This is a genomic window from Pseudoflavonifractor capillosus (genome assembly GCF_016899775.1).
Taxonomy (GTDB): Bacteria; Bacillota; Clostridia; order Oscillospirales; family Oscillospiraceae; genus Lawsonibacter.
Genome location: NZ_JACJJE010000035.1, coordinates 1 through 22769 on the forward strand (window position 1 = coordinate 1; position 22769 = coordinate 22769).

Annotated in this window: 18 protein-coding genes; 11 read left to right on the forward strand and 7 right to left on the reverse strand. The window is 64.9% G+C overall.

Annotated features, from left to right (window positions below; translation table 11 throughout):
* Positions 1–81: 81 nt before the first annotated feature.
* Positions 82–1041: a LysR family transcriptional regulator gene (locus H6B31_RS11060; protein ID WP_204898565.1), complete on the reverse strand. Its 960-nt coding sequence runs from the start codon at positions 1039–1041 to the stop codon at positions 82–84.
* A gap of 206 nt (positions 1042–1247) precedes the next feature.
* On the opposite strand from H6B31_RS11060, the gene H6B31_RS11065 reads away from it, so the two are divergent.
* Both H6B31_RS11065 and H6B31_RS11070 read left to right on the forward strand, forming a co-directional pair.
* Positions 1248–2468 (forward strand): pyridoxal phosphate-dependent aminotransferase, encoded by a 1221-nt coding sequence (locus H6B31_RS11065; protein ID WP_204898566.1) that lies wholly within the window; start codon positions 1248–1250, stop codon positions 2466–2468.
* Entirely contained in the window at positions 2465–2884 is a 420-nt protein-coding gene (locus H6B31_RS11070; RefSeq protein WP_204898567.1) for a RidA family protein, read from the forward strand. The genes H6B31_RS11065 and H6B31_RS11070 overlap by 4 nt, the downstream gene beginning before the upstream one ends.
* Before the next feature lie 65 nt (positions 2885–2949).
* On the opposite strand, the gene ftsH is transcribed toward H6B31_RS11070, so the two are convergent.
* The 3 genes from ftsH to H6B31_RS11085 form a co-directional block, all read right to left on the reverse strand.
* Positions 2950–4794 carry an ATP-dependent zinc metalloprotease FtsH gene (gene ftsH / locus H6B31_RS11075; RefSeq protein WP_204898568.1) on the reverse strand — a complete coding sequence of 615 codons (1845 nt, stop codon included), beginning with the start codon at positions 4792–4794 and terminating at the stop codon, positions 2950–2952.
* A 196-nt stretch (positions 4795–4990) separates the two neighbouring features.
* Entirely contained in the window at positions 4991–5512 is a 522-nt protein-coding gene (locus H6B31_RS11080; RefSeq protein WP_204898569.1) for a QueT transporter family protein, read from the reverse strand.
* 182 nt (positions 5513–5694) lie between these two features.
* Entirely contained in the window at positions 5695–6174 is a 480-nt protein-coding gene (locus H6B31_RS11085; RefSeq protein ID WP_204898570.1) for a GNAT family N-acetyltransferase, read from the reverse strand.
* A 210-nt stretch (positions 6175–6384) separates the two neighbouring features.
* On the opposite strand from H6B31_RS11085, the gene H6B31_RS11090 reads away from it, so the two are divergent.
* Together H6B31_RS11090 and secG are read left to right on the forward strand one after the other, a co-directional pair.
* Positions 6385–6762 (forward strand): RidA family protein, encoded by a 378-nt coding sequence (locus H6B31_RS11090; protein ID WP_204898571.1) that lies wholly within the window; start codon positions 6385–6387, stop codon positions 6760–6762.
* A gap of 130 nt (positions 6763–6892) precedes the next feature.
* Complete coding sequence (gene secG / locus H6B31_RS11095) at positions 6893–7126, forward strand: preprotein translocase subunit SecG (RefSeq protein WP_087289314.1); 234 nt, start codon at positions 6893–6895, stop codon at positions 7124–7126.
* Between the two features lie 52 nt (positions 7127–7178).
* Here secG and H6B31_RS11100 read toward each other — a convergent pair whose 3' ends face one another.
* Together H6B31_RS11100 and rpoN are read right to left on the reverse strand one after the other, a co-directional pair.
* The gene (locus H6B31_RS11100) at positions 7179–7832 is read right to left on the reverse strand and encodes an HAD family hydrolase (protein WP_204898572.1); all 654 of its coding nucleotides are present in this window, start codon (positions 7830–7832) and stop codon (positions 7179–7181) included.
* 8 nt (positions 7833–7840) lie between these two features.
* Positions 7841–9202 carry an RNA polymerase factor sigma-54 gene (gene rpoN / locus H6B31_RS11105; RefSeq protein ID WP_204898573.1) on the reverse strand — a complete coding sequence of 454 codons (1362 nt, stop codon included), beginning with the start codon at positions 9200–9202 and terminating at the stop codon, positions 7841–7843.
* A 275-nt stretch (positions 9203–9477) separates the two neighbouring features.
* Between rpoN and H6B31_RS11110 the strand changes: the two genes are divergently transcribed.
* The 7 genes from H6B31_RS11110 to H6B31_RS17715 all read left to right on the forward strand — a co-directional run bounded on the left by H6B31_RS11110 (position 9478) and on the right by H6B31_RS17715 (position 21179).
* Positions 9478–10044, forward strand: coding sequence for a DUF3793 family protein (locus H6B31_RS11110; RefSeq protein ID WP_204898574.1), 567 nt, complete (start codon positions 9478–9480; stop codon positions 10042–10044).
* A 78-nt stretch (positions 10045–10122) separates the two neighbouring features.
* Complete coding sequence (locus H6B31_RS11115; protein ID WP_204898575.1) at positions 10123–10554, forward strand: flavodoxin; 432 nt, start codon at positions 10123–10125, stop codon at positions 10552–10554.
* 296 nt (positions 10555–10850) lie between these two features.
* Entirely contained in the window at positions 10851–11732 is an 882-nt protein-coding gene (locus tag H6B31_RS11120; RefSeq protein ID WP_207752316.1) for a LysR family transcriptional regulator, read from the forward strand.
* Positions 11733–11980: 248 nt separating this feature from the next.
* Positions 11981–13816, forward strand: a complete 1836-nt coding sequence (locus H6B31_RS11125) for a thiamine pyrophosphate-binding protein (protein ID WP_204898576.1) — start codon at positions 11981–11983, stop codon at positions 13814–13816.
* A gap of 202 nt (positions 13817–14018) precedes the next feature.
* Positions 14019–17492, forward strand: coding sequence for a M20/M25/M40 family metallo-hydrolase (locus H6B31_RS11130; protein ID WP_204898577.1), 3474 nt, complete (start codon positions 14019–14021; stop codon positions 17490–17492).
* Positions 17493–17662: 170 nt separating this feature from the next.
* The gene (locus H6B31_RS11135) at positions 17663–19348 is read left to right on the forward strand and encodes a cyclic-di-AMP receptor (RefSeq protein WP_204898578.1); all 1686 of its coding nucleotides are present in this window, start codon (positions 17663–17665) and stop codon (positions 19346–19348) included.
* A gap of 268 nt (positions 19349–19616) precedes the next feature.
* The gene (locus H6B31_RS17715) at positions 19617–21179 is read left to right on the forward strand and encodes a GHKL domain-containing protein (protein WP_204898579.1); all 1563 of its coding nucleotides are present in this window, start codon (positions 19617–19619) and stop codon (positions 21177–21179) included.
* A gap of 371 nt (positions 21180–21550) precedes the next feature.
* Here H6B31_RS17715 and H6B31_RS11145 read toward each other — a convergent pair whose 3' ends face one another.
* Positions 21551–22762, reverse strand: a complete 1212-nt coding sequence (locus H6B31_RS11145) for a sodium/glutamate symporter (protein ID WP_243418998.1) — start codon at positions 22760–22762, stop codon at positions 21551–21553.
* Positions 22763–22769: the final 7 nt, after the last annotated feature.

Below are 22769 nucleotides of genomic sequence, written 5' to 3' on the forward strand. Positions count from 1 at the left end.
GGGCGCCCGCCTTACCTCTTGGCTGTTGGGTTTTTTTACCGGGGGAGCGGCCCGCGCCGCGTGGGGGCCCGCTCCTCTGTTTTATTCTGTCTGTCCGTTCCCGCCGGCGAGAAATCCCAGCAGGGCTTTGGCGGGGCGGGACAGCTCCGCCGACTTCCGCCAGGCCAGCATCACCGGCCGGTGGGCGGCGGGGTCCCCCAGCTTGTAGTAGACCAGCCGGCCGCCGTCCTCCTGGAACCGGGCCATGCCGTTCCGCAGGAAGGTGCACCCCTTGCCGTCCCGGGCGATGTAGCAGGCGGTGAGCAGCTGGTCCAGCTCCAGGACGATTTTGGGGAGGAAGCCCGCGTTCCGGCACAGCTTGTACGCCCGCTGGTTCAGGTCGTTCCCCTGCTTGAGCAGCAGGAAGGGCTCCTGGGCGAAGCGGGACAGGTCTACGGCTGGAAAATCTTCCTTCAACTGGAGGCCGTCCCGTACCTGCCCGGCGGTGAGCTGAAACTCCTCCAGCCCCCGGTTCACCGAAAAGGCGGCGGGGACGGCCAGAAGAATCTGTTCCTCCTGCCAGACGGTGGAGTGGAACAGGTGGGGGTCGGCCGCCTCCACACTCAGGCTCAGGTCGATGGTGCCGGACTGGAGGCAGGGATACAGGTCGGGGGCGTTCACCTCCAGCAGGCTGGCCCGCCAGGCGGGGTACTGCTGCTGAAACTCCTCCGCCACGCTGGGGAGCACGTGGGCACAGAAGAAGGAGGCCGCCCCCACCTTGACCGTCCCCTGGCACTTCCCGGCCAGGGCGTCGAAGTAGGACTCCATCTCCTGCCGGATGTCCAGGATGCGCTTGACCGCGTCGATGTAGTAGCTCCCCGCCGGCGTCAGGCGGATGGGGCTGGTGCTGCGGTCGAAGATGGGGGTGTGGATCTCCGCCTCCGCCCGGCGCACCGCCGCGCTCAGGGCGGGCTGGGACAGATAGAGCTTCCGGGCGGCCTTGGAAAAGCTCTGCTCCTCATACACTGCGTAGACATATTCCATCTCTTTGAGCATCAGCATGGGGGTACTCCTCTCCTGGTTTTCTTCATTTTACCGCGGATTCTGAAAAAAGTCACGGGGCAGAGCTTCGGAGGTATCAATATTTTAATAACACAAGATAAAGAAATGGGAATTGGACGGGACCGCCTCTCTGTGGTATAGTAGAAAGGAACCAGAACCGGACGTTTTGACCGTCTGAATCAAACACAGGAAAGGAGCGGAACGGCATGGATACGCTGCTGGAAAAATTCGCGAAGCTGGGCTGTGACAACGCCCCGGGCCAGGAGAGCCGCCAGAAGGCGGCGGCGCTGGAGCTGCGGGGCGAGAAGCTGAAGGGCACTCCGGTGGACTTCTCCCACGGGGACGTGGACGCCCACCCCCCCATTCCGGGCACTCTGGCTGATTTCGTAGCCGGTGTGGAGAAGATCGGGGGCCACCAGGCCTACACCGAGTACCGGGGCGGCAAGAGCACCCGGGAGGATCTGGCCCGCAAGATCTCCTCCTTCACCGGGGCGGCCATCGACCCGGAGGAGAACATCATCCTCACCCCCGGCACCCAGGGGGCCCTGTTCCTGGCCATCGGCGCCAACATGGTCCCTGGGGACAAGGTGGCCATCGTGGAGCCCGACTACTTCGCCAACCGGAAGCTGGTGGAGTTCTTCGGGGGCGAGCTGTGCCCCATCCAGATGGACTACTACGGCGCCCAGGACCAGGGGAAAGCCGGCCTGGATCTGACGGAGCTGGAGAAAGCCTTCCAGAGCGGGGTCAAGCTGTTCCTGTTCTCCAACCCCAACAACCCCACCGGCGTGATCTACTCCCAGGAGGAGATCGTCAAGATCGCCTCTCTGGCCAAGGAGTACGGGGCCACCCTCATCGTGGACGAGCTCTACTCCCGCCAGGTGTTTGACGGCCGGACCTACACCCATCTGTGCGCCCAGCCTGAGCGGCCCGACAACATGGTGACCATCATCGGCCCCTCCAAGACCGAGTCTCTGAGCGGCTACCGCCTGGGCGTGGCCTTCGGCTCCGCCGCCATCATCGAGCGCATGGAGAAGCTCCAGGCCATCGTCTCCCTCCGCGCCCCCGGCTACTGCCAGGCGGTGTTCGCCTCCTGGTTTGCTGAGCCCGAGGGCTGGATGGAGCAGCGGGTGGCCGACCACCAGGCTATCCGGGACTCCCTGCTCTCCAAATTCCTCGCCTGCCCCGGCGTCACCGCCCGCACCACCGAGGCGGGGAGCTACCTGTTCCCCAAGCTGCCCCCCCTGGCCGTCTCCGGCGAGGACTTTGTGAAAATCCTCCGGGCCCACGCCAACGTCACCGTCACCCCGGGCACCGAGTTCGGCCCCCAGTTCACCGACAGCTTCCGCATCAATTTCTCCCAGGACCGGAAGGCCGCCGAGGCGGCCGTGGACCGGATCATCACGATGATTGAGAGGTACCGCGTATGAGCAAGAATCCCATCCCCCAGGGCAAGTACAAGCCCGCCGTCCGCTACGGCAATCTCATCTTCACCGCCGGCATGACCCCCCGGAAGGACGGAGTGCTCCTCATGTCCGGCAAGATCAGCCCGGACCGCCCCCTGGACGACTACCGTGACGCGGTGATCCAGGCCGCCTCCAACGCCCTCACCGCCGCCCAGAACACCCTGGGCGAGGGGGAGAAGATCGTACAGATCCTGTCCCTCACCGTCTACCTCAACGCCACCGAGGACTACACCACCCACGCCAAGGTGGGGGATATCGTCTCGGGCTGGCTGTATGAGCAGCTGGGGGACGCGGGCATCGGCGCCCGGGCCGCCATCGGCCTGGCCACCCTCCCCGGCAACGCCCCGGTGGAGGTCCAGCTCGTAGCCGCCGCCGAGTAAAACCGGTTAACAGACAAAACGCACGCCTCTGAGTTCCCTCAGAGGCGTGCGTTTTTTGGTCTCGTTTATTCCTGCTCCGGCAGGGCCTTCCGCTCCAGGATGTCCATAAACTCCTGGCCGGTGATGGTCTCGTGCTGGTACAGGTAGTCGGCCAGCTCGTGGAGCTTGCCCTCGTTCTCCTTTAAAATGTTCAGGGCCTTCTGGTGCTGCTCCTCCACCAGCTGGGTGACCTTCTGGTCCATACGGGCCTGGGTCTCCGGGGAGCAGGCCAGGGAGGCGTCCCCGCCCAGATACTGGTTGCTCACCGTCTCAAAGGCCACAAAGCCGAACTCATCGCTCATGCCGAAGCGGGAGATCATGGACCGGGCCAGCTTGGTGGCCTGCTCGATGTCGTTGGAGGCCCCCGTGGTGACGGAGTGGAACACCAGCTCCTCGGCGGCCCGGCCGCCGGTGTAGGTGGCGATCTTATTCAAGAGCTCGTCCTTACTCATGAGGAAGTGGTCCCCGTCGTCCACCTGGAGGGTGTAGCCCAGCGCCCCGGAGGTGCGGGGAATGATGGTGATCTTCTGCACCGGGGCGGAGTGGGTCTGCATGGCGGCCACCAGGGCGTGGCCCGTCTCGTGGTAGGCCACGATCTTCTTCTCCTCGTCGGAGAGGACCCGGCTCTTTTTCTGGTAACCGGCGATGACCACCTCCACGCTCTCCTGCAGATCCTCCTGGGTGGCGTACTGCCGCCCCGCCCGCACCGCCCGGAGGGCGGCCTCGTTGACGATGTTGGCCAGCTCCGCGCCGGAGGCCCCGGCCGCCGTCTTGGCGATGGGCTCAAAGTCCACGTCCTCCGCCAGGCGGATCTTCTTGGCGTGGACCTTCAGGATGTCGATGCGGCCCTGGAGGTCGGGGAGCTCCACTGGGATGCGCCGGTCAAAGCGGCCCGGCCGCAGCAGGGCGGGGTCCAGGGAGTCGGGGCGGTTGGTGGCGGCCAGCACCACCACGCCCTTGGAGCCGTCAAAGCCGTCCATCTCGGTGAGCAGCTGGTTCAGAGTCTGCTCCCGCTCGTCGTTGCCGGAGAACTGACCGTCCCGCTTCTTGCCGATGGTGTCGATCTCGTCAATGAACACAATGCAGGGGGCCTTCTCGTTGGCCTGCTTGAACAGGTCCCGCACCTTGGCCGCGCCCCGGCCCACGAACATCTCCACAAACTCGGAGCCGGCAATGGAGAAGAAGGGCACGTTGGCCTCGCCGGCCACCGCCTTGGCCAGCAGGGTCTTGCCGGTGCCCGGAGGGCCCACCAGCAGGGCGCCCTTGGGCAGCTTGGCGCCGATGGAGCGGTACTTCTCCGGGTCGTGGAGGAAGTCCACGATCTCGCCGAGGAGTTCCTTGGCCTCGTCCTCCCCGGCCACGTCGGAAAAGCGGATGCCGGTGGAGGAGGGCACGTACACCTTGGCCCCGGAATTGCCGCCCATGCCGAACATCATGCCGTCGCCGCCCCCCATGGCGTTCTTCATCCGCTTGTTCAGGAAATAGCCGATGACCAGGAAAGGCAGGAAGGGCAGAATCCAGCTCAGCAGGATATAGAGCAGAGAATTGGTCTGGCCGCCGGTGTCGATGCTGCTCAGCTGGCCGCCGTGCTCGTACACCCGGTTCACCAGGTCCATGTCGCTGGGGATGGGCACCGTCTTGTAGAAATTCTCCTGGGCCTTGTCGGTGAAGATGATCTCGTCCGTATCAATCTGAACCAATCCGATGTTGTCGTCATAGGTCATGGACATGAAGGTGGTGTAGTCCACCTCCTGCACCGGAGTCTCCCACATCATGGGAAACAGCGTAGCGTTTAGCAGCATGATGACCAGAACGATGACCACATAGTAGAAGATCAGCGGTTTTTTGGAGGGCTGCTTCAACTCTTGCATACATATCAATCCTTTATTTTGAGAGATGGGAATTTGCGGATGCCGTTAACAGGTTAATTGTATTGTACGGGTTTACGGGGAAAAATCTATGGTAGTATGTAAATATTTCGTTGATAATTTGTGAACATCCCCAGGAAACAAAATACCCCGGACGTCCACCCGTCCGGGGTATGAAATCGTTTTATGCGACTGAGACTCAGGCAGCAACTCGGGAGAGCCGCTCCTCCGGAATGAGAGCCCGGAAAAAGGTGATGCGGGGCAGAACGCGGATCAGAAGCGAACCCAGAATATAGCAGGCCAGCAGCTCGCCCAATCCCACGGTAAAGGCATTAAAGGCGAAGGCAGGCCAGAAGGCGGCAGTAAATCCCACACTGGTCCAGGCAATCTCAGCGCCCACAATGACCGCATTGAAGATCACCGGCGGCAGAGGCGCCAGCCACCGGGAGGGCATGTACTGGGTCGCCCAGCAGCCAAAGAGAGTGGCAGCGGTGCCAAAGAGGATGTCCAGGGGAAAGGGAGAGAATAGGTTGGCAATAAAGCATCCTACCACCAGTCCCGGCGTGGCAGCGGGAAACAAGAAGGGCAGGACGGTCAAAGCTTCGGCCAGACGGACCTGAATGCCGCTGTATTGAGGGATTGGCAGAGTCACTGTCAAAACGGCATAGACGGCGGCAATCAGGGCCGCCAGGGTCAAATCGCGGGTGGAAAACTTGTGCATTGGGATACCTCCATTTTGTTATTTAGAGAACGGCAAGACCGGAAGACCGGTCTTCCGAACGAACACGAAGGTCCCTGGGGACCTTCGTGCTTGGACGAGGTGTGGAGACTCGTCAGGAGGTATCCTATCACAGAAGGGGCCATTTGTCCAGAAAATTTCCAGAGCTCCGCCCTTTGTTCCCCTTAGATCCGCTCAAATGCGATGCGGGGGGTGCCGTCGTCGGTGTAAATGACGCCGCACCGCTGAAAACCGTGCTTCTCCACCAGGTGGCGCATCACCGCGTTGTTCTCATGGGTGTCGATGCGCAGGTGGGGAATGACCCCCCAGGCGTAGTCCACCATCTGTCCAAAGAGACCCCGGACCTCTCCGCTGCCGGCCACCCGGTGAAGGGTCCCGTAGGGGGCGGCCGACTTCCAGGTTCCGTCCTCGATCACCTGATAGGTGGGGTCCTGCCCCAGCAGGAAGGCAAAGGCCCCGTGGACGGTCCCCTCCTCCTCCACCACATAGAGGCGGCCCAGCCGGATGTCCTCCCGGAGCAGTTCCTCCGGCGGGAAGGAGTCCCCCCACTGGGCGGCGTTTCCGGTCCTGGCCATAAAGGCCCGGGCGATGGCATAGATCTCACAGATGCGGGAAAAATCAGCTTGCTGTGCTCTCCGGATCATCCCTATCCGCTCCTTTATTAAATACTGTCCCGGGCTGCAGGTCCCCCGGCCGCGGGACTATTTTCCATGATAGCACGAAGCCAGCCCCCCGGCAAGGCGTTCTCCGCGTTGACGGCCGGGGAAACGGCGTGCTACAATAGGACCGGCGGGCCGCGCAGCCCGGCTCCGCCGCCCATCTGTAATGTAAATTGAGAAAGGAGCTCATATCCTATGAAGCAGGTCATCCACACCGACAGCGCACCCGCCGCCATCGGCCCCTACTCCCAGGCCATCCAGATCGGCGACCTTCTCTTTGTCTCCGGCCAGGTGCCCATCGACCCCAGCACCGGCGCCATCGTGGAGGGGGACATCAAGGCCCAGGCCCAGCAGTCCCTGAACAATCTGAAGGCCATCCTCAACGCCGCCGGCACCAACATGGGCGCGGTGGTCAAGACCACTGTGTTCCTGGCGGACATGAACGACTTTGCCGCCATGAACGAGGTGTACGCCCAGTTCTTCCAGGAGCCCTTCCCCGCCCGCTCCGCCGTCCAGGTGGGCCGCCTGCCCAAGGACGCCAAGGTGGAGATCGAGGCCATCGCCCAGCTGTAAAGCCGAAAAAACGGCTCATTTTCCCCTTGCATTTCTGATATTTTTGTAGTATAATGTTTTCCGCGTCCGGTGAACCGCCGCCGCAAATCTGATTATTCGCCCGGCTGTGGGCTTGAAAGGAACGATAACCATGACTCCAAAGCTCGCCCTTACCATTGTACAGGTGCTGTGCGGCCTGATTCTGATTGCGGTGGTCATGCTCCAGTCCGGCAAGAGCGCCGGCCTGTCCGGCGCCATCGCCGGCGGCGTGGACACCTTCCTGTCCAAGAACAAGGCCAAGACCTGGGACTCCAAGCTGGCCAAGCTGACCAAGTGGGTGGCCCTTCTGTTTGTGGTGCTCACTCTGGTACTGAGCCTGATTTAACAGCATTGAACAAAAAACCCCGGATGCCATGCATCCGGGGTTTTTTCTATTCTCACTGCTCCAGAGCCCGGGCCAGATCGGGCAGGTCCGGCGCAATGTGCACGCAGGGCCACGGCGCAAAATCCTCCGCCGGGGTGGTGCCGTTCAAGACGGCGGCGAAGTCCACCCCCGCCCGCTGGGCGGCTTCCGCGTCCAGCACCGTGTCCCCGCAGTAGAGGAAATCCTCCTTGGAGACCCCCATCCGGTCCAGGGCCTTGAGAATCCCCTCCGGGTGGGGCTTGTGGCGGGTCACGTCGTAGCTGCCGATGACAAATTCCAAAGTATCCTTCAGCCCATAGCGCTCCATGATGTACTCGATGGTCTCTCCCGTCTTGGTGCTGACGATGCCCAGGCGGACGCCCCGGCTGTGGAGGCCCCGGAGCAGCTCCGCCGCCCCGGGAAACAAAGTGGTCTCCTCCCGCTGGCGGGGCTTGGCCACCTCCAGGAAGTAGGCCCGGAACTGGGCCTTGTGGTCCGGGTCCCCATCCCCGGTGAGGAGCTCATAGGCGTCCTCCAGCAGGTAGCCGATGGTGCCCCGCACCGTCTCGCGGTCGGGGACGGGCTGCCCCAGCCGGGCAAAGCCGTACTGGAAGCCCGCCACAATGGAGTCGGTGGAGTCCCCCAGGGTGTAGTCAAAATCAAAACAGATGGCGCGGTATGCTTTCATATGGTCTCCTATTCCTTGGGACGGGCCCGCCGGCCGCTGGCGCTGGAGATGCCCAGCTCGTCCCGGTATTTGGCCACCGTGCGGCGGGAGATGGTGACCCCCTCCCCCTCCAGCAGCTGGCACAGCTTCTGGTCGGACAGGGGGCGGGCCTTGTCCTCCCCGTCCACCAGCTCCCTGAGCCGGCTCTTGATCTGGTGGGCGGAGGTCCCCTCCCCGGCGGAACCCACCTCCCGGGAGAAGAAGAAGCTGAGGGGGTAGACCCCCCGGGCGCACTGGAGATACTTTTCCCGGATGGCCCGGCTGACGGTGGACTCGTGGATGGCCAGTTCCTGGGCCACGTCGCTCAGGCGCAGGGGAACCAGATGGCCGCCGGCGGAGCGGAAAAAGGCCTCCTGCCGCCGGACGATGGCCCGGGCGCAGTCCAGCAGAGTGGAGCGGCGCTGCTCCACCGCCTGGATGACGAACTGGGCCTGCTTGATCTTGTCGGTGAGGTACTGCTTCACCTCCGGGTCGGTACTGCGCTGCTGCAGATCGCAGTAGTAGCCGCTCAGCTGCAGGGTGGGGGTGTAGGCGTTCTGATAGACCACCGTCAGCCCCTCCTCCGTCTCCACCACCGCCAGATCGGGGATCAGGTAGTTGGGCTCCTCCCGCCCGGCAAAGGCGGAGCCAGGGCGCGGGTCCAGGGCCTGGATCTGCCGCTCCGCCTCCCGCACCGCCTCCTGGGAGACGCCAAGGTCCTGGGCAATGGCGTGGTACTGCTTCCGGGCCAGGTGCTCCAAGTGCCGCTGGACAATGGCCAGGGCGGTCCCGCTCTCCCCCTGCCGCTGAAGCTGAAGGGCCAGGCACTGGGACAGATCCCTGGCCCCCACCCCCGGCGGGTCCAGGGTCTGAAGCAGGGAGAGCCCCTCCTCCAGAATGGAGGCGGGCAAGCCCGCCGCCTGGGCCAGATCGGCCACATCATCCCGAAGATAGCCGTCCTCATCCAGGCTGGCGGCCAGGAACTGGGCCCCCCGGAGGACGATGGTGGAGGCGTGGCTCCGCTCCAGCTGCCTTGTCAGATGGAGCAGCAGGGTGTCGGCCAGTCCCCCGTCCGTCCCCACCCGGGCCAGAGGGTCCAGCTCATCCCGGTCGGCGGTGACGTACTGCCGGTTCTGGTGGTCCAGATCCGCCAAGGACTGCAGACGCCGCCACAGCTCCTCGCTCTCATCCCCCGGGTCGGGCGGCTCAGCCAGTTCGGCGGCCGGATTTTCCTGGACCAGTTCCTGGATAAACTCCCCCAGCTCCAGGGTGCTCATCTGCAAAATCTCCATGGACTGGAGCATCTGGGGACTGAGCTTCAGCGTCTGTTTCAAGGATAACTCCAGGTTCATGGCGACCCCTCCCATTCGTAAGAATCCTCCAGCCGCACACGGCTGGCGCCGCCGCTTTTTGCGCAAAAGCGACAAGAACAGTATAGCATAAAACCGGAGCCAGGGCAACGAAAATGGTCCGGCGGACGAACGCAGTTTTTATGAATTCAGGATTGACAGACGGCCGGAGCTGTGGTATCCTCTCATTGGTTAGCTTATGCTAACTTCCTTAAGGGCGCAGCCCGCTTTTTCTTTTCATATTCGTTAGTCTCAGCTAACCAAGAAGGAGGTCTCCCATGAACCACACTGAGCTGGATCTGGAGCGCACCCTGGCCTACCACGGGGCTCCGGCCATGGCGGGCATCAAGTCCGCCGACCTGATCGCCTGGGGCAGCCCGGAGGCCTGCTCCACGCCCCTCTTCCGTCAGTATCAGCATCAGCTGGCCCGGCGGGGCATCCAGCTGCGGGTAATCTGGACCGGCTGTCCCCGGTGCCTGCTGCTGGTCTACCGGCCGGAGCGGCTGGAGCGGCAGCTGAACGACCCGGCGGTGCGGGCACTGCTCCTGCGGGAGGGCTACCCGGCGCAGGGCGGCCTGGAGGCCATGCTGGAGGCTCTCGGCCGCCGTCTGAATCAGGGGGACTTCCCCCACGAGGTGGGCCTCTTTCTGGGCTATCCCCCCGAGGACGTGGAGGGCTTCCGCCTCCACCGGGGGCGGGACTACAAGCTGTCCGGCTGCTGGAAGGTGTACTCCGACGTGGAGCGGGCCCGCCAGTGCTTCCGCCGGTACGGGCTGTGCCGGGCCGCCCTGTGCCGCCGTCTGCGGGAGGGGAAGGCCCTGGCCCAGGTGTTCCGGGTGGCGTAAATTCGTATGTGACCGCCGCCGCTGCGGCGCTTACAGATATCAACTTTTCAATCCGATGTCATATGGAGGTTATGCAAGATGAGCAAGCTGGCAGTGATCTATTGGAGCATGACGGGCAACACCCAGGCCATGGCCGAGGCCATCGCCGACGGCGCCCGGGAGGCTGGGGCCCAGGCGGACCTGTTCTCCGTGGACCAGGTCACCGTGGACCAGGCCCTGGAGTACGACAAGCTGGCCCTGGGCTGCCCCGCCATGGGGGCCGAGGTGCTGGAGGAGGCCGAGTTCGAGCCCTTCTTCACCGCCCTGGAGGGCCGCCTGGGGGGCAAGCGAGTGGCCCTGTTCGGCTCCTTCGGCTGGGGCGACGGCCAGTGGATGCGGGACTGGAAGGCCCGCGCCGACGGGGCCAACGCCGTGGTCTATCAGGACGAGGGTCTGATCCTCAACGAGGCCCCCGACGAGGAGGGGCTGGCCCAGTGCCGGGCCTTCGGCGCCGGGTTTGCCCGGGACTGACCTCTCCCGCCTGAACGTAAAAGCGATACCGCTGTTTGACACGCCGTTCAAACAGCGGTATCGCTTTATTCCCCCGCGCGGCGGGGCGGCAGCCCCGGATCAGAGCCCTGCTGCCAGGTGACCTGTCCCGAACTGCCGCCCGCGCGCCGTGGGAGGCATATGTTGAGAGCGATTACTCCACGTCCATATCCGGCTTGTTGAACTCGCCGAACAGCTCCTCGTTGGAGGGCATATCCTCAGGCAGAGGACGGGCCACCCAGGTGGTGTTCATGTAGTGCTTCAAAAAGATTGCGGAACTGGAGCACTACACCCGGGCGGCCAAGGAGCTCTTTGTCAGCCAGTCCAGCCTGAGCCACGCCATCCAGGAGCTGGAGAGCGAGCTCAATGTGAAATTCTTTGTGAAAAAGGGGCGCAATGTGGAGCTGACCAAATACGGCCGGCTGTTTCTCCCCTATGTGCAGCAGACCATCGACACCCTGGAGGCGGGCCTGTCCAAGCTGGAGGACTACATCAACCCCAACACCGGCACGGTGGTCATGGCCGGCTTCCCCTCCCTGGCCCAGTTCGCCCCGGACATTATCGTGCGCTACGTGTCCGAGACCAACCGGGTGGACGTGCGCCTGCAGTTCAACCAGGAGGCCACCTACGGCCGGCTGCGGGATCAGCTTCTGGCGGGGCAGGTGGACCTGGTCTTCGCCACCGAGATGGACGACCCCCGGGTGGAGTCCTCCTACATCGGGGACCATCAGATCGTCCTGCTGGTCCACCAGGGTCACCGGCTGGCCCGGAACCAGGCGGTGGACCTGCGGGAACTGGACGGGGAGAATTTCATCGCCTTCTCCAAGGACAGCCAGCTCCGGGGCGTCACCGACCAGATCTTCCGGGAGCTGGGCATCCGCCCCATCATCACCATGGAGACCGCTCAGGATCTGATCATGCACGGCCTGGTGGCCGCCAACCACGGGGTGGCCATCATCCCCTACCCCCTGGGCGGCGCGCCGTACAACACCAAGATCCTCCCCATCTCCAACGATATTCCGCCCCGGCACCTGTACCTGTCCTGGAACAAGGAGCAGTACCTGCCCCCGGCGGCGGAATATTTCCGGGATTTCATCATCCGAAGCGGCGAGGTCTTTACCCAGTTCATCCAGAAGAGCGGCCTCCCCGACCTGCCGTGACGGGATATTCCCATGAAGAAAACCCTTTGTTTTTCAAAAATTCATGCACAGATTCGAACGGTAAATGAAAACTGAATATTGGACATCCCGGGCGCTTTCCGGTACTATTTTATCAGAAGGACCCCGCTGCGCACAGCGGACGCGGCGCAGCTTGATCGCCTGACGGAGTCTACAGAGCACGGAGTGCCGGCCTCCTCCTCCGCAGTTCCGCCTTGAATCCGATTCATTCAAAAGCAGGAGGAAGTATTATGAGCAAGAAATTGGTAGCAGACCTGATCGTCGATTACTTGGAGCGGCGGGACGTGAAGTATGTCTTCGGCCTGTGCGGCCATACGGTCATCGGCATGCTGGACGCCCTCTCCCGCAGCAAGAAGCTCCACTTTGTCAACACCCGCCACGAGGCCATCGCCTCCACCGCCGCCGACGGCTACGCCCGGGTCACCCACAAGGCCGCCGTGGCCATGTGCCACCTGGGCCCCGCCCTGACCAACGTGCTCACCGGCGTGGCCAACGCCTCCCTGGACTCCATCCCCATGGTGGTCATCGCCGGCGACGTGCCCAGCTACTACTTCGGCCGCCACCCCCACCAGGAGGTCCAGATGCACGAGGACGGCGACCAGTACAGCATGCTCAAGCCCGTGTGCAAGCGCTGCTGGCGGGTGGACGACGTGGAGGCCCTGCCCTACATTCTGGACCGGGCCTTCCGCCTGGCCGAGTCGGGCCGCCCCGGCCCCGTCCTGGTGGACATCCCCATGGACATGTTCTCCCGGGAGATGGAGGAGGACCTGTGGTCCCGCACTTACCGGGACAGCCACGCGCCGGTGAAGCCCGCCCTGGACCCCGCCGCCGTCAAGGCCATCGCCAAGAAGCTGGTGGAGGCCGAGCGCCCCGTGCTCCACGCCGGCGGCGGCATCCTGCTGGCCCAGGCCTCGGAGGAGCTGGCCGCCCTGGCGGAGTTCCTGGACATCCCCGTCTCCCGCACCCTGGCCGGGCAGGGCTGCCTGTCTGTCCGGCACCCCCTGATGATCGGCCAGACCGGCTTCTGGGGTCTGGAGTTCACCCACTCCTTTACCGTGAACGCCGACGTGATCCTGGGCCTGGGCACCCGCTTCGGCGAGGCGGACAGCTCCAGCTGGTACCAGGGCGTCACCTTCGACCCGGACCGCACCACCTTCCTTCAGATCGACATCGACCCCGCCGAGATCGGCCGCAACTACCCGGTGGAGATCGGCGCGGTGGGCGACCTGAAGATCGGTCTGCGGCAGCTTTTGGAGGAAGTGAAGAAGATCTGCCCCCAGGGCAAGCAGCGCCCCGGCCTGCGGGAGAAGATCCTCCAGGCCAAGGCCGACTTCAAGAAGTCCAACGAGGCCATCTCCAGCGACAGCCGCTTCCCCATGACCCCCCAGCGCATTCTGAAGGACGTGAAGGAGGTCATCCCCGAGGACGCCCTGATCTTCACCGACGTGGGCTGGAACAAAAACGGCGTGGCCCAGCAGTTCGACATCACCGTCCCCGGCTCCATCCACCACACCTCCGGCCTGGCCAACATGGGCTTCGGCGCCTCGGCGGTGCTGGGCGGCAAGCTGGCCGCCCCCGACCGCATCTGCATCACCCTCACCGGGGACGGCGGCTTCGGCGTACAGCCCTCCTGCCTGGCCACCGCGGCCCAGGACGGCATCGCGGTCACCTGGGTGGTGATGAACAACTCCGCCTTCGGCACCATCGCGGGGCTGGAGAACGCCAACTACCACCACAAGTTCGGCACGGTCTTCCAGACTCCGGACGGGGCCTCCTACACCCCCAACTGGGCGGACGTGGCCAAGGCCTACGGCATCGAGTCCATCCGCTGCTCCTCCGCGGAGGAGTTCAAGCCCGCCATGGAGAAGGCCATGGAGGCCAACCGGGCCGGCCGCCCCTTCCTGGTGGAGGCCCCCATGGAGAACATCGTGGTGCCCACCCCCGGCTGCTGGAACATCAACGACATCTACACCCCCAACGAGCTGGTCAAGGAGGGCAAGCTGGTCAAGAAGGAGAACGGCCAGTATGTCGCCCCCAGCCACTCCAAGTCCCACAACGCCAAGTAATCCAAGCTCTGCTGCCAAAGCGGCGAACCCCGGACTGCGGGTTCGCCGCTTTTTTGCCGCTTCTCCCCCGCCGGCTCCGTCCTCCGGACCGGAGACAGGGCCCTTCGCCCCAGTTTTTTCCGGCGCCGGCCCCATCCGCCAAACTTTTTGCCCTGGAAACCGTCTATTCTTATGGTACCATATTTGCAGATGAGGTGATGTTATGAAGCGACTGTTTGCCCTGCTGCTGTGCGGCGCCCTGATGGTCCCGCCGGGGCTGGCGGCTCCCGCGGCGGACTGGCCCCAGTGGGCGGAGGAGGCGCTGTCCTGGGGCCGGGAGGCCTCCATCAGCCGGGACCTCCTGGCCGTCCCTGGGAAAACTGTCACCCGGGGGATGGCGGCTCAGCTGCTCTACGAGGCGGCGGGGCGCCCTGCTGTCTCCGGGGCCTGCCCCTTCTCCGACGTGTCCGGGGAATATTCCAGCGCGGTAACCTGGGCGGCGGGGGAGGGCTGTCTCTCCGGCGCGGGGGACGGGACCTTTGCGCCGGACCGCCCGGTGACCCGGCAGGAGTTCGCCGCCATCCTCTGGCGGCAGGCCGGTTCGCCGGATACGGCGGCCCAGGGGCTCTCCCAGTTCCGGGACGCGGGGAGCGTGGCCGAGTGGGCCCGGGAGCCGGTGCTCTGGTGCCTCCAGGCGGGGGTGATGTCCGGGCGCAGCGAGGACCAGCTGGCCCCCACAGGGACCATCACCACGGCGGAGGCCCTGGTGATGCTGGAGCAGGCTCACTCCCTGCCTGACGTGGACCAGCTTCGAACCGATCTGGAGGCCCTCACGGCGGTCCACCGGCCTGTGGGCTCCCAGGGGGAGGCGGACGCCGTCCAGTATTTGAAGGAGCGATTTACAGAGATGGGGTACACCGTCACCCTCCAGCCCTATACGGACAGCCAGGGCCGCTCCGGACACAATGTGGTCGCCGTGAAGGAGGCACCCTCCCCTGACGCGGATATTCTGATCCTGTCCGCCCACCACGACAGCGTGCCCACCGCCTACGGGGCCAGCGACAACGCCTCCGGCGTGGCCGCCCTGCTGTATGCGGCCCGGGCCCTGAGGGATGTGCCCACCGACACCCAGGTGCGGTTTATCAGCTTCACCGACGAGGAGAACGGCAAAAACGGCTCCCGGGCCTACACCGCCTCCCTGTCAGAGGAGGAGAAGGACCGGATGATCGGCGACATCCAGTTTGACATGCTGGGCGGCCTGGGCTCCGACGGCACCCTGGTGTGTACCATGGACGGGGAGGCCAACTGGGTCAGCGGCCTGCTCCAGGAGAAAGACCCGTCCCTGGAGCGGGGGGCGGAGACGGCCAGCGACCACGCCTCCCTCCAGCTGGCCGGGGTCCCATCCGTCCTGCTGATGCAGAACGGGGAGGGCTACCTGTACCACACGGCGGCGGATACCGCGGACCAGCTGGACCTGTACGCCATCGCCTCCGCGGCGGAGACGGCGGTGAAAGCGGCGGCGGAGATCTGCTCCCCGGATACCGCCTCCTACCGGGAACTGGACCGGGCACAGGGGGAGGGGTACACCTACCGCCAGACCCGGCAGAACGTGATCTATTTCAGCAGCTCCCGCTCGGACACCGAGGCCTACATCGGTGCGGCCGGGGAGCTGGCGGACAGCTGGGAGGTCTCCGGGAACGGCTGGACCGACACCTATGAGACCTACCGCTACTCCATGCGCTGGTTTGACGGAGAGGTCCCCATGAACACCTACTACCAGTACCGCAACGGCTTCCTGGAGCGCATTATGATCCGCCCGGAGGAGACCGGCTATACTTCGGAGGCGGTCCGGGGGCTGATTGAGGCCATGTACGGCGCGCCGGAGCGGGAGGAGGGGGGCCAGACCAGCTGGGCCGACCCGGTATACAGCAAGTACATCACCCTCTCCTCTGACGAGGAGGGCTGTCTGGTCTCCGTGGGCAGCTACAGCCTGGGCATCACCAACGTGCTCGCCTCCTACCCGGTGAGCGGCGGCCAGGCCGGCATCTCCGACCCGGAAGACCGGGCGGTGTGGGACTTCCTGTGCTCCATCCTCCCCCTGGAGGCCCGGCAGAAGATCGCCGAATTCAACCTGTTCACCGACGGTGCCAGCAACATCCTGGCCTACACCTCGCCGGTGAAGGAGGGGGACGTCACCGACAACACCCGCTTCTCCATCAGCATCGACTACTACGACGTGTACGACGAGAACGGGGCTAAGCGGGACTGGAGCAAGCTGACCTACACCATTCTCCACGAGTACGGCCACGTCCTGCTGGAGGACGAGACCCAGATTGACCTGAGCAGGGGCGCCGGCACCCACGACCCGGCCACCTTTGTGGAGGGCTCCTTCCGGAAGAATTTTTATGATGCCTTCTGGAGCGGGCTGGGGGACACCGGCGTGGGGGACTACGAGGCCAACCCCACACGCTACGTGAGCCGCTACGGGGCCAACTACTTCCACGAGGACATCGCCGACACCTTCGCCGTCTTTGTGCTGGGCGGCGCGCCCCAGAGGGACACGGTGGCCGAGGAGAAGCTGCGCTTCTTCTGGGCCGACCCAGACATGACGGCCCTGCGCACCGCCATCCGGCAGGATTTGGGGCTGGACTGGCCGGAGGAAACCCCCTCCGCCGACCCGGCCCCGGAGCAGCCGGAGACCGGGGCTCCGGCGGTGGCCAGCCTGGAGGAGCTCCGGGAGGAGCTGACCCGGGCCATCGCGGCGGCGGAGCAGCCCCCCGCCTTTGACGTGTCCGCGCTGGAGAGGCAGGAGGAGCTGCCCCTGACCGTCAAAAATCTCTACTACGGCATCTTGTCCGGCAACCGGACCTACAGCTACGCCTACGACTTAAACGCGGAGGTGGGGGCGGACGGCCTGCTCCGCTGCACCATCTCCTATATGCCCTACCGCACCGGGGACTACCCGGAGGGCTTCCAGGGGACGGAGGTGGACTCCCTGGCCAGCCTGGTACAGACGGCGCGGGATGGATTGGCGCAGGAGAGCATTCCCATCCGCATCACCGATCCCGGGCTGGCGGTGGACGACATGAACCGGGCCCTCCAGCAGGTGGGGGGGAGCTACCTCCTCTGCCAGCTCAGCCGGGACGGGACGGCCGTCACGGTGACGCCCCAGGGCGGGCTGACCCGCCAGCAGGCCCTGGACCGGCTGGCGGAGCTGGACGCCCTGGCGGAGCAGATTTATGGGGAGACGGTCACCCCCGAGATGGGCCGGCGGAAGCAGGCGGAGGCTCTGTATGCCTACCTGACCGAGCATGTGCGCTATGACTTCCGCTACTACGGGGAGCCGGGCGAGATGCCCTACGACTCCACCACCGCCTTCGGGGCCCTCCACGACAACCTGGCCATCTGCGGGGGCTATGCCCAGGCGTTCCAGCTGCTGCTGGAGCAGGCGGGCATCCCCTGTGTCACCGTCAGCGGGAAGCTGGGGGCGGAAAACCACATGTGGGACCTGGCCCGGATCGACGGGCAGTGGCTCTACTTCGACCCCACCAGCGACCGGGGCCGGGCCGCCTACGGCTTCCAGTGCTTCGGCGTGGAGGCCGGGAGCCTGAAGGGCCACACCTGGGATCAGGCCTGGGCCGCCGCCCTGGCCGAGGGCCTGTTCCCCACCTCGGAACAGACTGAGCCGTCCATGTGAAAATAGACAAATCTTTCCCAGGGACCGGGGCGGAATCGGGGCGAAAATGAACTTGACAAATGGGCGGGGGCCCACTATAATCTTGCCCGCAAATCCTGTTTGAGGGATCGGGCGCGGCGGCCGCCGCCTGTTCCCCTCCCAAAACTACTGCCCAGGAGTACCGCCTTACCATGAAAACCAGTTCTGCCGACAGTCTTTTTGATACAGAGAGCATTTGGGCCATCCTGCTGCGGATCGCGCCCCCTGTCATGCTGGCCCAGCTGATCCAGGCCATGTACAACATCGTGGACAGCTACTTTGTGGGCCAATACTCCAACGACGGTCTGACCGCCCTGTCCATCATCTACCCGGTGCAGCTCATCGTCACCGCCATCGCGGTGGGAACCGGCGTGGGCGTCAACACCCTGATGTCCCACCTGGACGGTCGGGGAAAGCACCATACGGCGGACCGCACCGCCGGGATGGGCACCGTGCTGGCCCTGTTCAGCTGGGCGGTGTTCGCCCTGCTCAGCACCCTTCTGATGCGGCCCTTCGCCCTCTCCTCCACCGATACCCCCGCTGTGGCGGAGTACACCGTCACCTACGGCATGATCGTCTGCGTGGGCAGCATCGGCGTATTTCTGGAGAGCAACTGGAGCAAGGTGCACCAGGCCCGGGGCAATATGCGCCTGCCCATGGCGGCTCAGATCGCCGGCGCCCTCACCAACATCGTGCTGGACCCCCTTCTGATCTTCGGACTGGGCCCCATCCCGGAGCTGGGGGTGGCCGGGGCGGCCTACGCCACGGTGGCCGGTCAGGTGCTGGCGGCGGTGATCGTCTCCTCCGGATTTCGCAGGCCCCCGGCCCCCAAGCTGTTTCTGGCCTACGCGGCCCGGATCTATCAGCTGGGCTACCCCTCCATCTTCATGCAGATGCTCTTTACCGTGTACATCATGGCCCTGAACCTGATCCTGGCGGGCTTCTCCGACGCGGCCGTCACCGTCCTGGGCCTGTACTACAAGGTCCAGTCCTTCTTCTTCATCCCCCTCAACGGCCTTCAGACCTGCATCGTCCCCCTGCTGAGTTACACCTACGCCAAGGGGACCTACTCCCGCTGCCAGCGGGTGGTAAAGGACTCCATTGTGCTGGCCATGGTGTTTATGCTGGTGGGGATCGCCTGCTTTGAACTGATCCCGGCACAGCTTCTGGGGCTGTTCACCTCAGAGCCGGAGGTCTTTGCCATCGGGACCCACGCCTTTCACATCATCGGCCTGAGTTTTCTGCCCGCAGTGCTCTCCCTGATCTTCCCGGTGTTCTTCCAGGCCATCGGGGCGGCGCTGCCCAGCATCCTTCTCTCTCTGACCCGGCAGATCTTCTGTCTGATCCCTGTGTTCTGGTTCTTCTCCCGCATCGACCTGTCCTATGCCTGGTTTGCCTTCCCCATTGCGGAGGTCATAACCGGCACCCTCGGCTTGATTTTCTATGCCCGGCGCGTCCACATCTGGAGACGGCTGGAGCAGGCCGCGCAGACCGCCCGGCGCAAAGGAGCAGTTGTTATGAAAATGATCACGGCAATTATCAACAAGCGGGACAGCGGCGAGGTGTGCGCCGCTCTGACCGAGGCGGGCTACTACTTCACCCGCATGTCCTCCACGGGCGGCTTCCTCACCGGCGGAAACACCACCCTGCTCATCGGCACTCCGGAGGAGCGGGTGCCCCAGGCCATCTCCATCATCCGGGAGCACTGCTCCCGCCGGACGGAGAAGATCTCCTCCAATGTGCAGCTGGCCACGCCGTCCGCCCCCTACCCCACCGAGGTCACAGTGGGCGGGGCCACCCTGTTCGTATCCGACGTGACCCAGTTTGAAAAGATCTGATTTCTCATTCCCCGCGCCCCCTGAGAACGCCGAAAACCGCTGGAATCCGGTGATTCCAGCGGTTTTTTCTCCGCAGCTCCGGCGAGTTCCGGCCGCGCCCCGTCCGGCCGGTTCCTGTCGAAAACCGCCGCACCGCTCTTGCCATCGCCACCGTTCTCTGGTAAAGTAGAGGCGACGCGAACCAAAGGAGGCGGCAGATACGAAAAAACTAACAAATTGGGCCTACGCACTGGCCTTTCTCATCGTCGGCATCGGCCTGACCAATCTTGTGCGCTTTATCCCCCAGTCGGGAGCGCCTCTGCGCTCCCTGGAGTGGGAGACCGCGGCTGTGGTGTCCGCCGACGGCGGCCAGCGGGCGCTGGACTCCGCCGCCGCGCTCCCCCCGCTGGAGGAGGGGGAGTCGTACCAGCTCTCCCTCACCCTCCCGGAGGATCGTGCCCGGGAGACGCGGCTGATGTTTGACGCCGGCGGACTGGAGACCGCCGTCTATCTGGATGGGCAGCAGGTGTGGTACTCCGTCGCCCTCGCCTCCATGGACGGCTCTGAGCTGGGGCCGGTCCAGCTCACGCTGCCCGCCGGAGGCGGGGAGACCCTCACCATGGTCCTGCGCCCCGCCTCCCCGTCCTCCTCCATCTCTGCGCCCCCTGTGCTCCGCTTCCCGGACGCCAACGGCTACGGGCTTCCGGCGGAGATGTCCACCCGGACGCTGATCCTGTTCTGGGGGCTGTTTCTGATGAACGCGGCCCGGGGCACGCCAAACTGGCAGCTGCTGCTGCCCATGCTGGCGGCCGCGCTGCGCACGGTCCAGCAGCTGGCTGTCCGGTACCAGGGGGACGTTCTGCCCCAGTCGGTCCTGTCCGCCCTGTCCGGGCCGTGGATGATCGTCCTGGCCGCCCTGGTCATGGCGGCCTACCTGGCGCTCCAGCGCCGGCGCGGCTTCTGGCGGCTCTTTGGAATCCTCACCGCCGCCGGCATGGGTGGTCTGCTGGCCCTCTCCGCCTTTTCGGCGGCCCGGAACCACACCTGGGCCGGCACCTTCGCGGGGACCGCGGCCGCCCTCCTCCGAAGTGGAAACCTGATCCGCATCCTCTATTGGGCGACGCTGTGGGCCATTATGCTCTGCGCCCTGCTGGCCGCCTGGACGCTGGTCCGCGCCATTCTCCGCACCCAGAAGGAGTCCCAGGTGCTGGCCCTGCGCAACCATCTGGTGATGGAAAACTACCGGGCGCTGGAGCAGAAGATGCGGGAGAGCGCCGCCCTGCGCCACGAGTTCAAGCACCGCCTGCTGGCCATCGACTCCATGCTCCAGGCCCGGGACCTGGAGGGGCTGGAGCGGTGCGTAGCCGACTGGAAGGAGGAGAGCGCCGCCTCTTCTCCCCTTCTGTACAGCAGCAACCTCGTGGTCAACGCCATCCTCCAGGACGCCGCCGGGCGGGCCCGCGCCGCAGGCGTGTCCTTCCGGGTCACCGCCCTCGTCCCCGAGGAGCTGCCCTTCCCCGACGAGGACCTGTGCGCCCTGCTGATGAACCTGCTGGACAACGCCGTGGAGGGGGCTGTGCGCACCCCGGAGGGCCGGGAGCGGTCCATTCTCTTCCGGGCCCGCATCTTCAAGGGGTTCCTGGTCCTGCGGTGTGAAAACACCTTTGACGGCTATGTAAAGACGGACGGACAGGGGCGTCTGCTCACCATCAAGGATGAGCCCTCCTCCCACGGCTTCGGCATGGCCCAGATGCGCTCCGTGGCCCATAAGTACCACGCCCGGCTGGATGTGGACTACAACGGCCAGCGCTTTACCGTACAGACCGCCCTTCAGCTGCCCGACGCGGCGTGACTTCCGCCGCCCCATCTGTTCCGGCCGTCCGCGGGGGCGGCTCCGCCCTTCCGGCGGCATAGATATCCCCCCAGCTCTCTGCTGCCAAAGGCCCCAGGCGCGCCCTCCGGCGCGCCTGGGGCCTTTTTTCCGCGCCTGGGCTTCCCCCTATCTCCGTGGGCGCGCCGGGGGGCGGCTTCCCGCCCCTGCGGCGCTTCTCCGGGCTGCCGCCCCTTCTGCTCCCGGGCGGGAGCCGCCAGGGTCCTCCCCGTCCGCACCGCCCCCTCCCCCAGGGGCCGCCCATGCCGGCCGCCCGGACACCTCCGCGTCCAGACGCAAAAAAATCCCGCCCCGCTTGCGCGGGACGGGATTTTGTAAACAGGGGATCTGAATTAGTGGAACATATCCACAAACAGATTGATGTTGAAGGTGATGAGCACCGCATTGAAGAAGTCGATGAACATACCGCCAACCATGGGGATGGCGAAGTAGGCGACCGGAGCGGGACCATACTTCTTGGTGACCACCTGCATGTTGGCCATGGCGTTGGAAGTCGCGCCCATGGCGAAGCCGATGAAGCCGGCGGACATGACGGCGGCCTCGTAGTCGCGGCCCATGACGTTGAACACCACGAAGTAGGAGAAGATGACCATAACCACGCACTGCAGCAGCAGGCAGATAATCATGGGCAGAGCCAGGTCGACCAGCTCCCACAGCTTCAGGCTGGACAGAGCCAGGGCCAGGAAGATGGACAGGAACATGGTGCCCATGGTGTCGATCTCCTGGTCGGGATACTCCACCTTCACGGCGATCATCACGTTGCGGATGACCACGGCGGTGAGCATGGCGCCGATGTAGGAGGGGAAGGTCAGACCGGTCAGGTCGGTCAGCCACACGCTGATCTGAGCGCCGATGCCCAGAGCGGCCAGCAGGAGCATGAAGCCCTTGACGAAGCGGGGGCTGGCGGAGGTGAAGGACTCATCCTCGCCGGCCACGTCGGCAGCCAGAGTCTCGGCACTCTTGGCCGCAGCCGCATGGCCCTCAGTGGAGCGCAGGTTGTGCTTGACGATCAGGCTGCGGGCCACCGGGCCGCCCATCAGGGAGCCGGAGACCAGGCCGAAGGTGGCGGCCGCCAGAGCGGCCACGTCGGCGCCAGCGGGGGCGCCGGCCTTCACCAGCTCAGGACCGTAGGCCGCGGCGGTGGCGGGGCCGCCGATCAGAGCGGTGGAGCCGATGCCGATGCCGATGAGGGGATCCTGGCCGAAGGCCAGCATGATGCCGCCGCCCAGAGCATTCTGGATGGGGATCATGATAATGGACAGGATCAGGACCAGGACCACGGACTTGCCGCCGCGGAGCAGGGCCGGAATGCTGACGGTGAAGCCGACGGTAGTGAAGAACAGGTTCTGGAACACCGTCTGCAGGGTGCCGTCAAAGGTGATGCTGGCTACGCCGCTGACGGTCAGAATGCAGTTAATAATAGAGAACAGCAGACCGCCGACCAGGGGAGCCGGGATGCAGTAGCGGTTCAGGATGCTCACCTTGTCGGTGATCACGCCGCCGATCCAGAACAGAACGGCGCCCAACGCTACGGCATGGTACATATTAAGG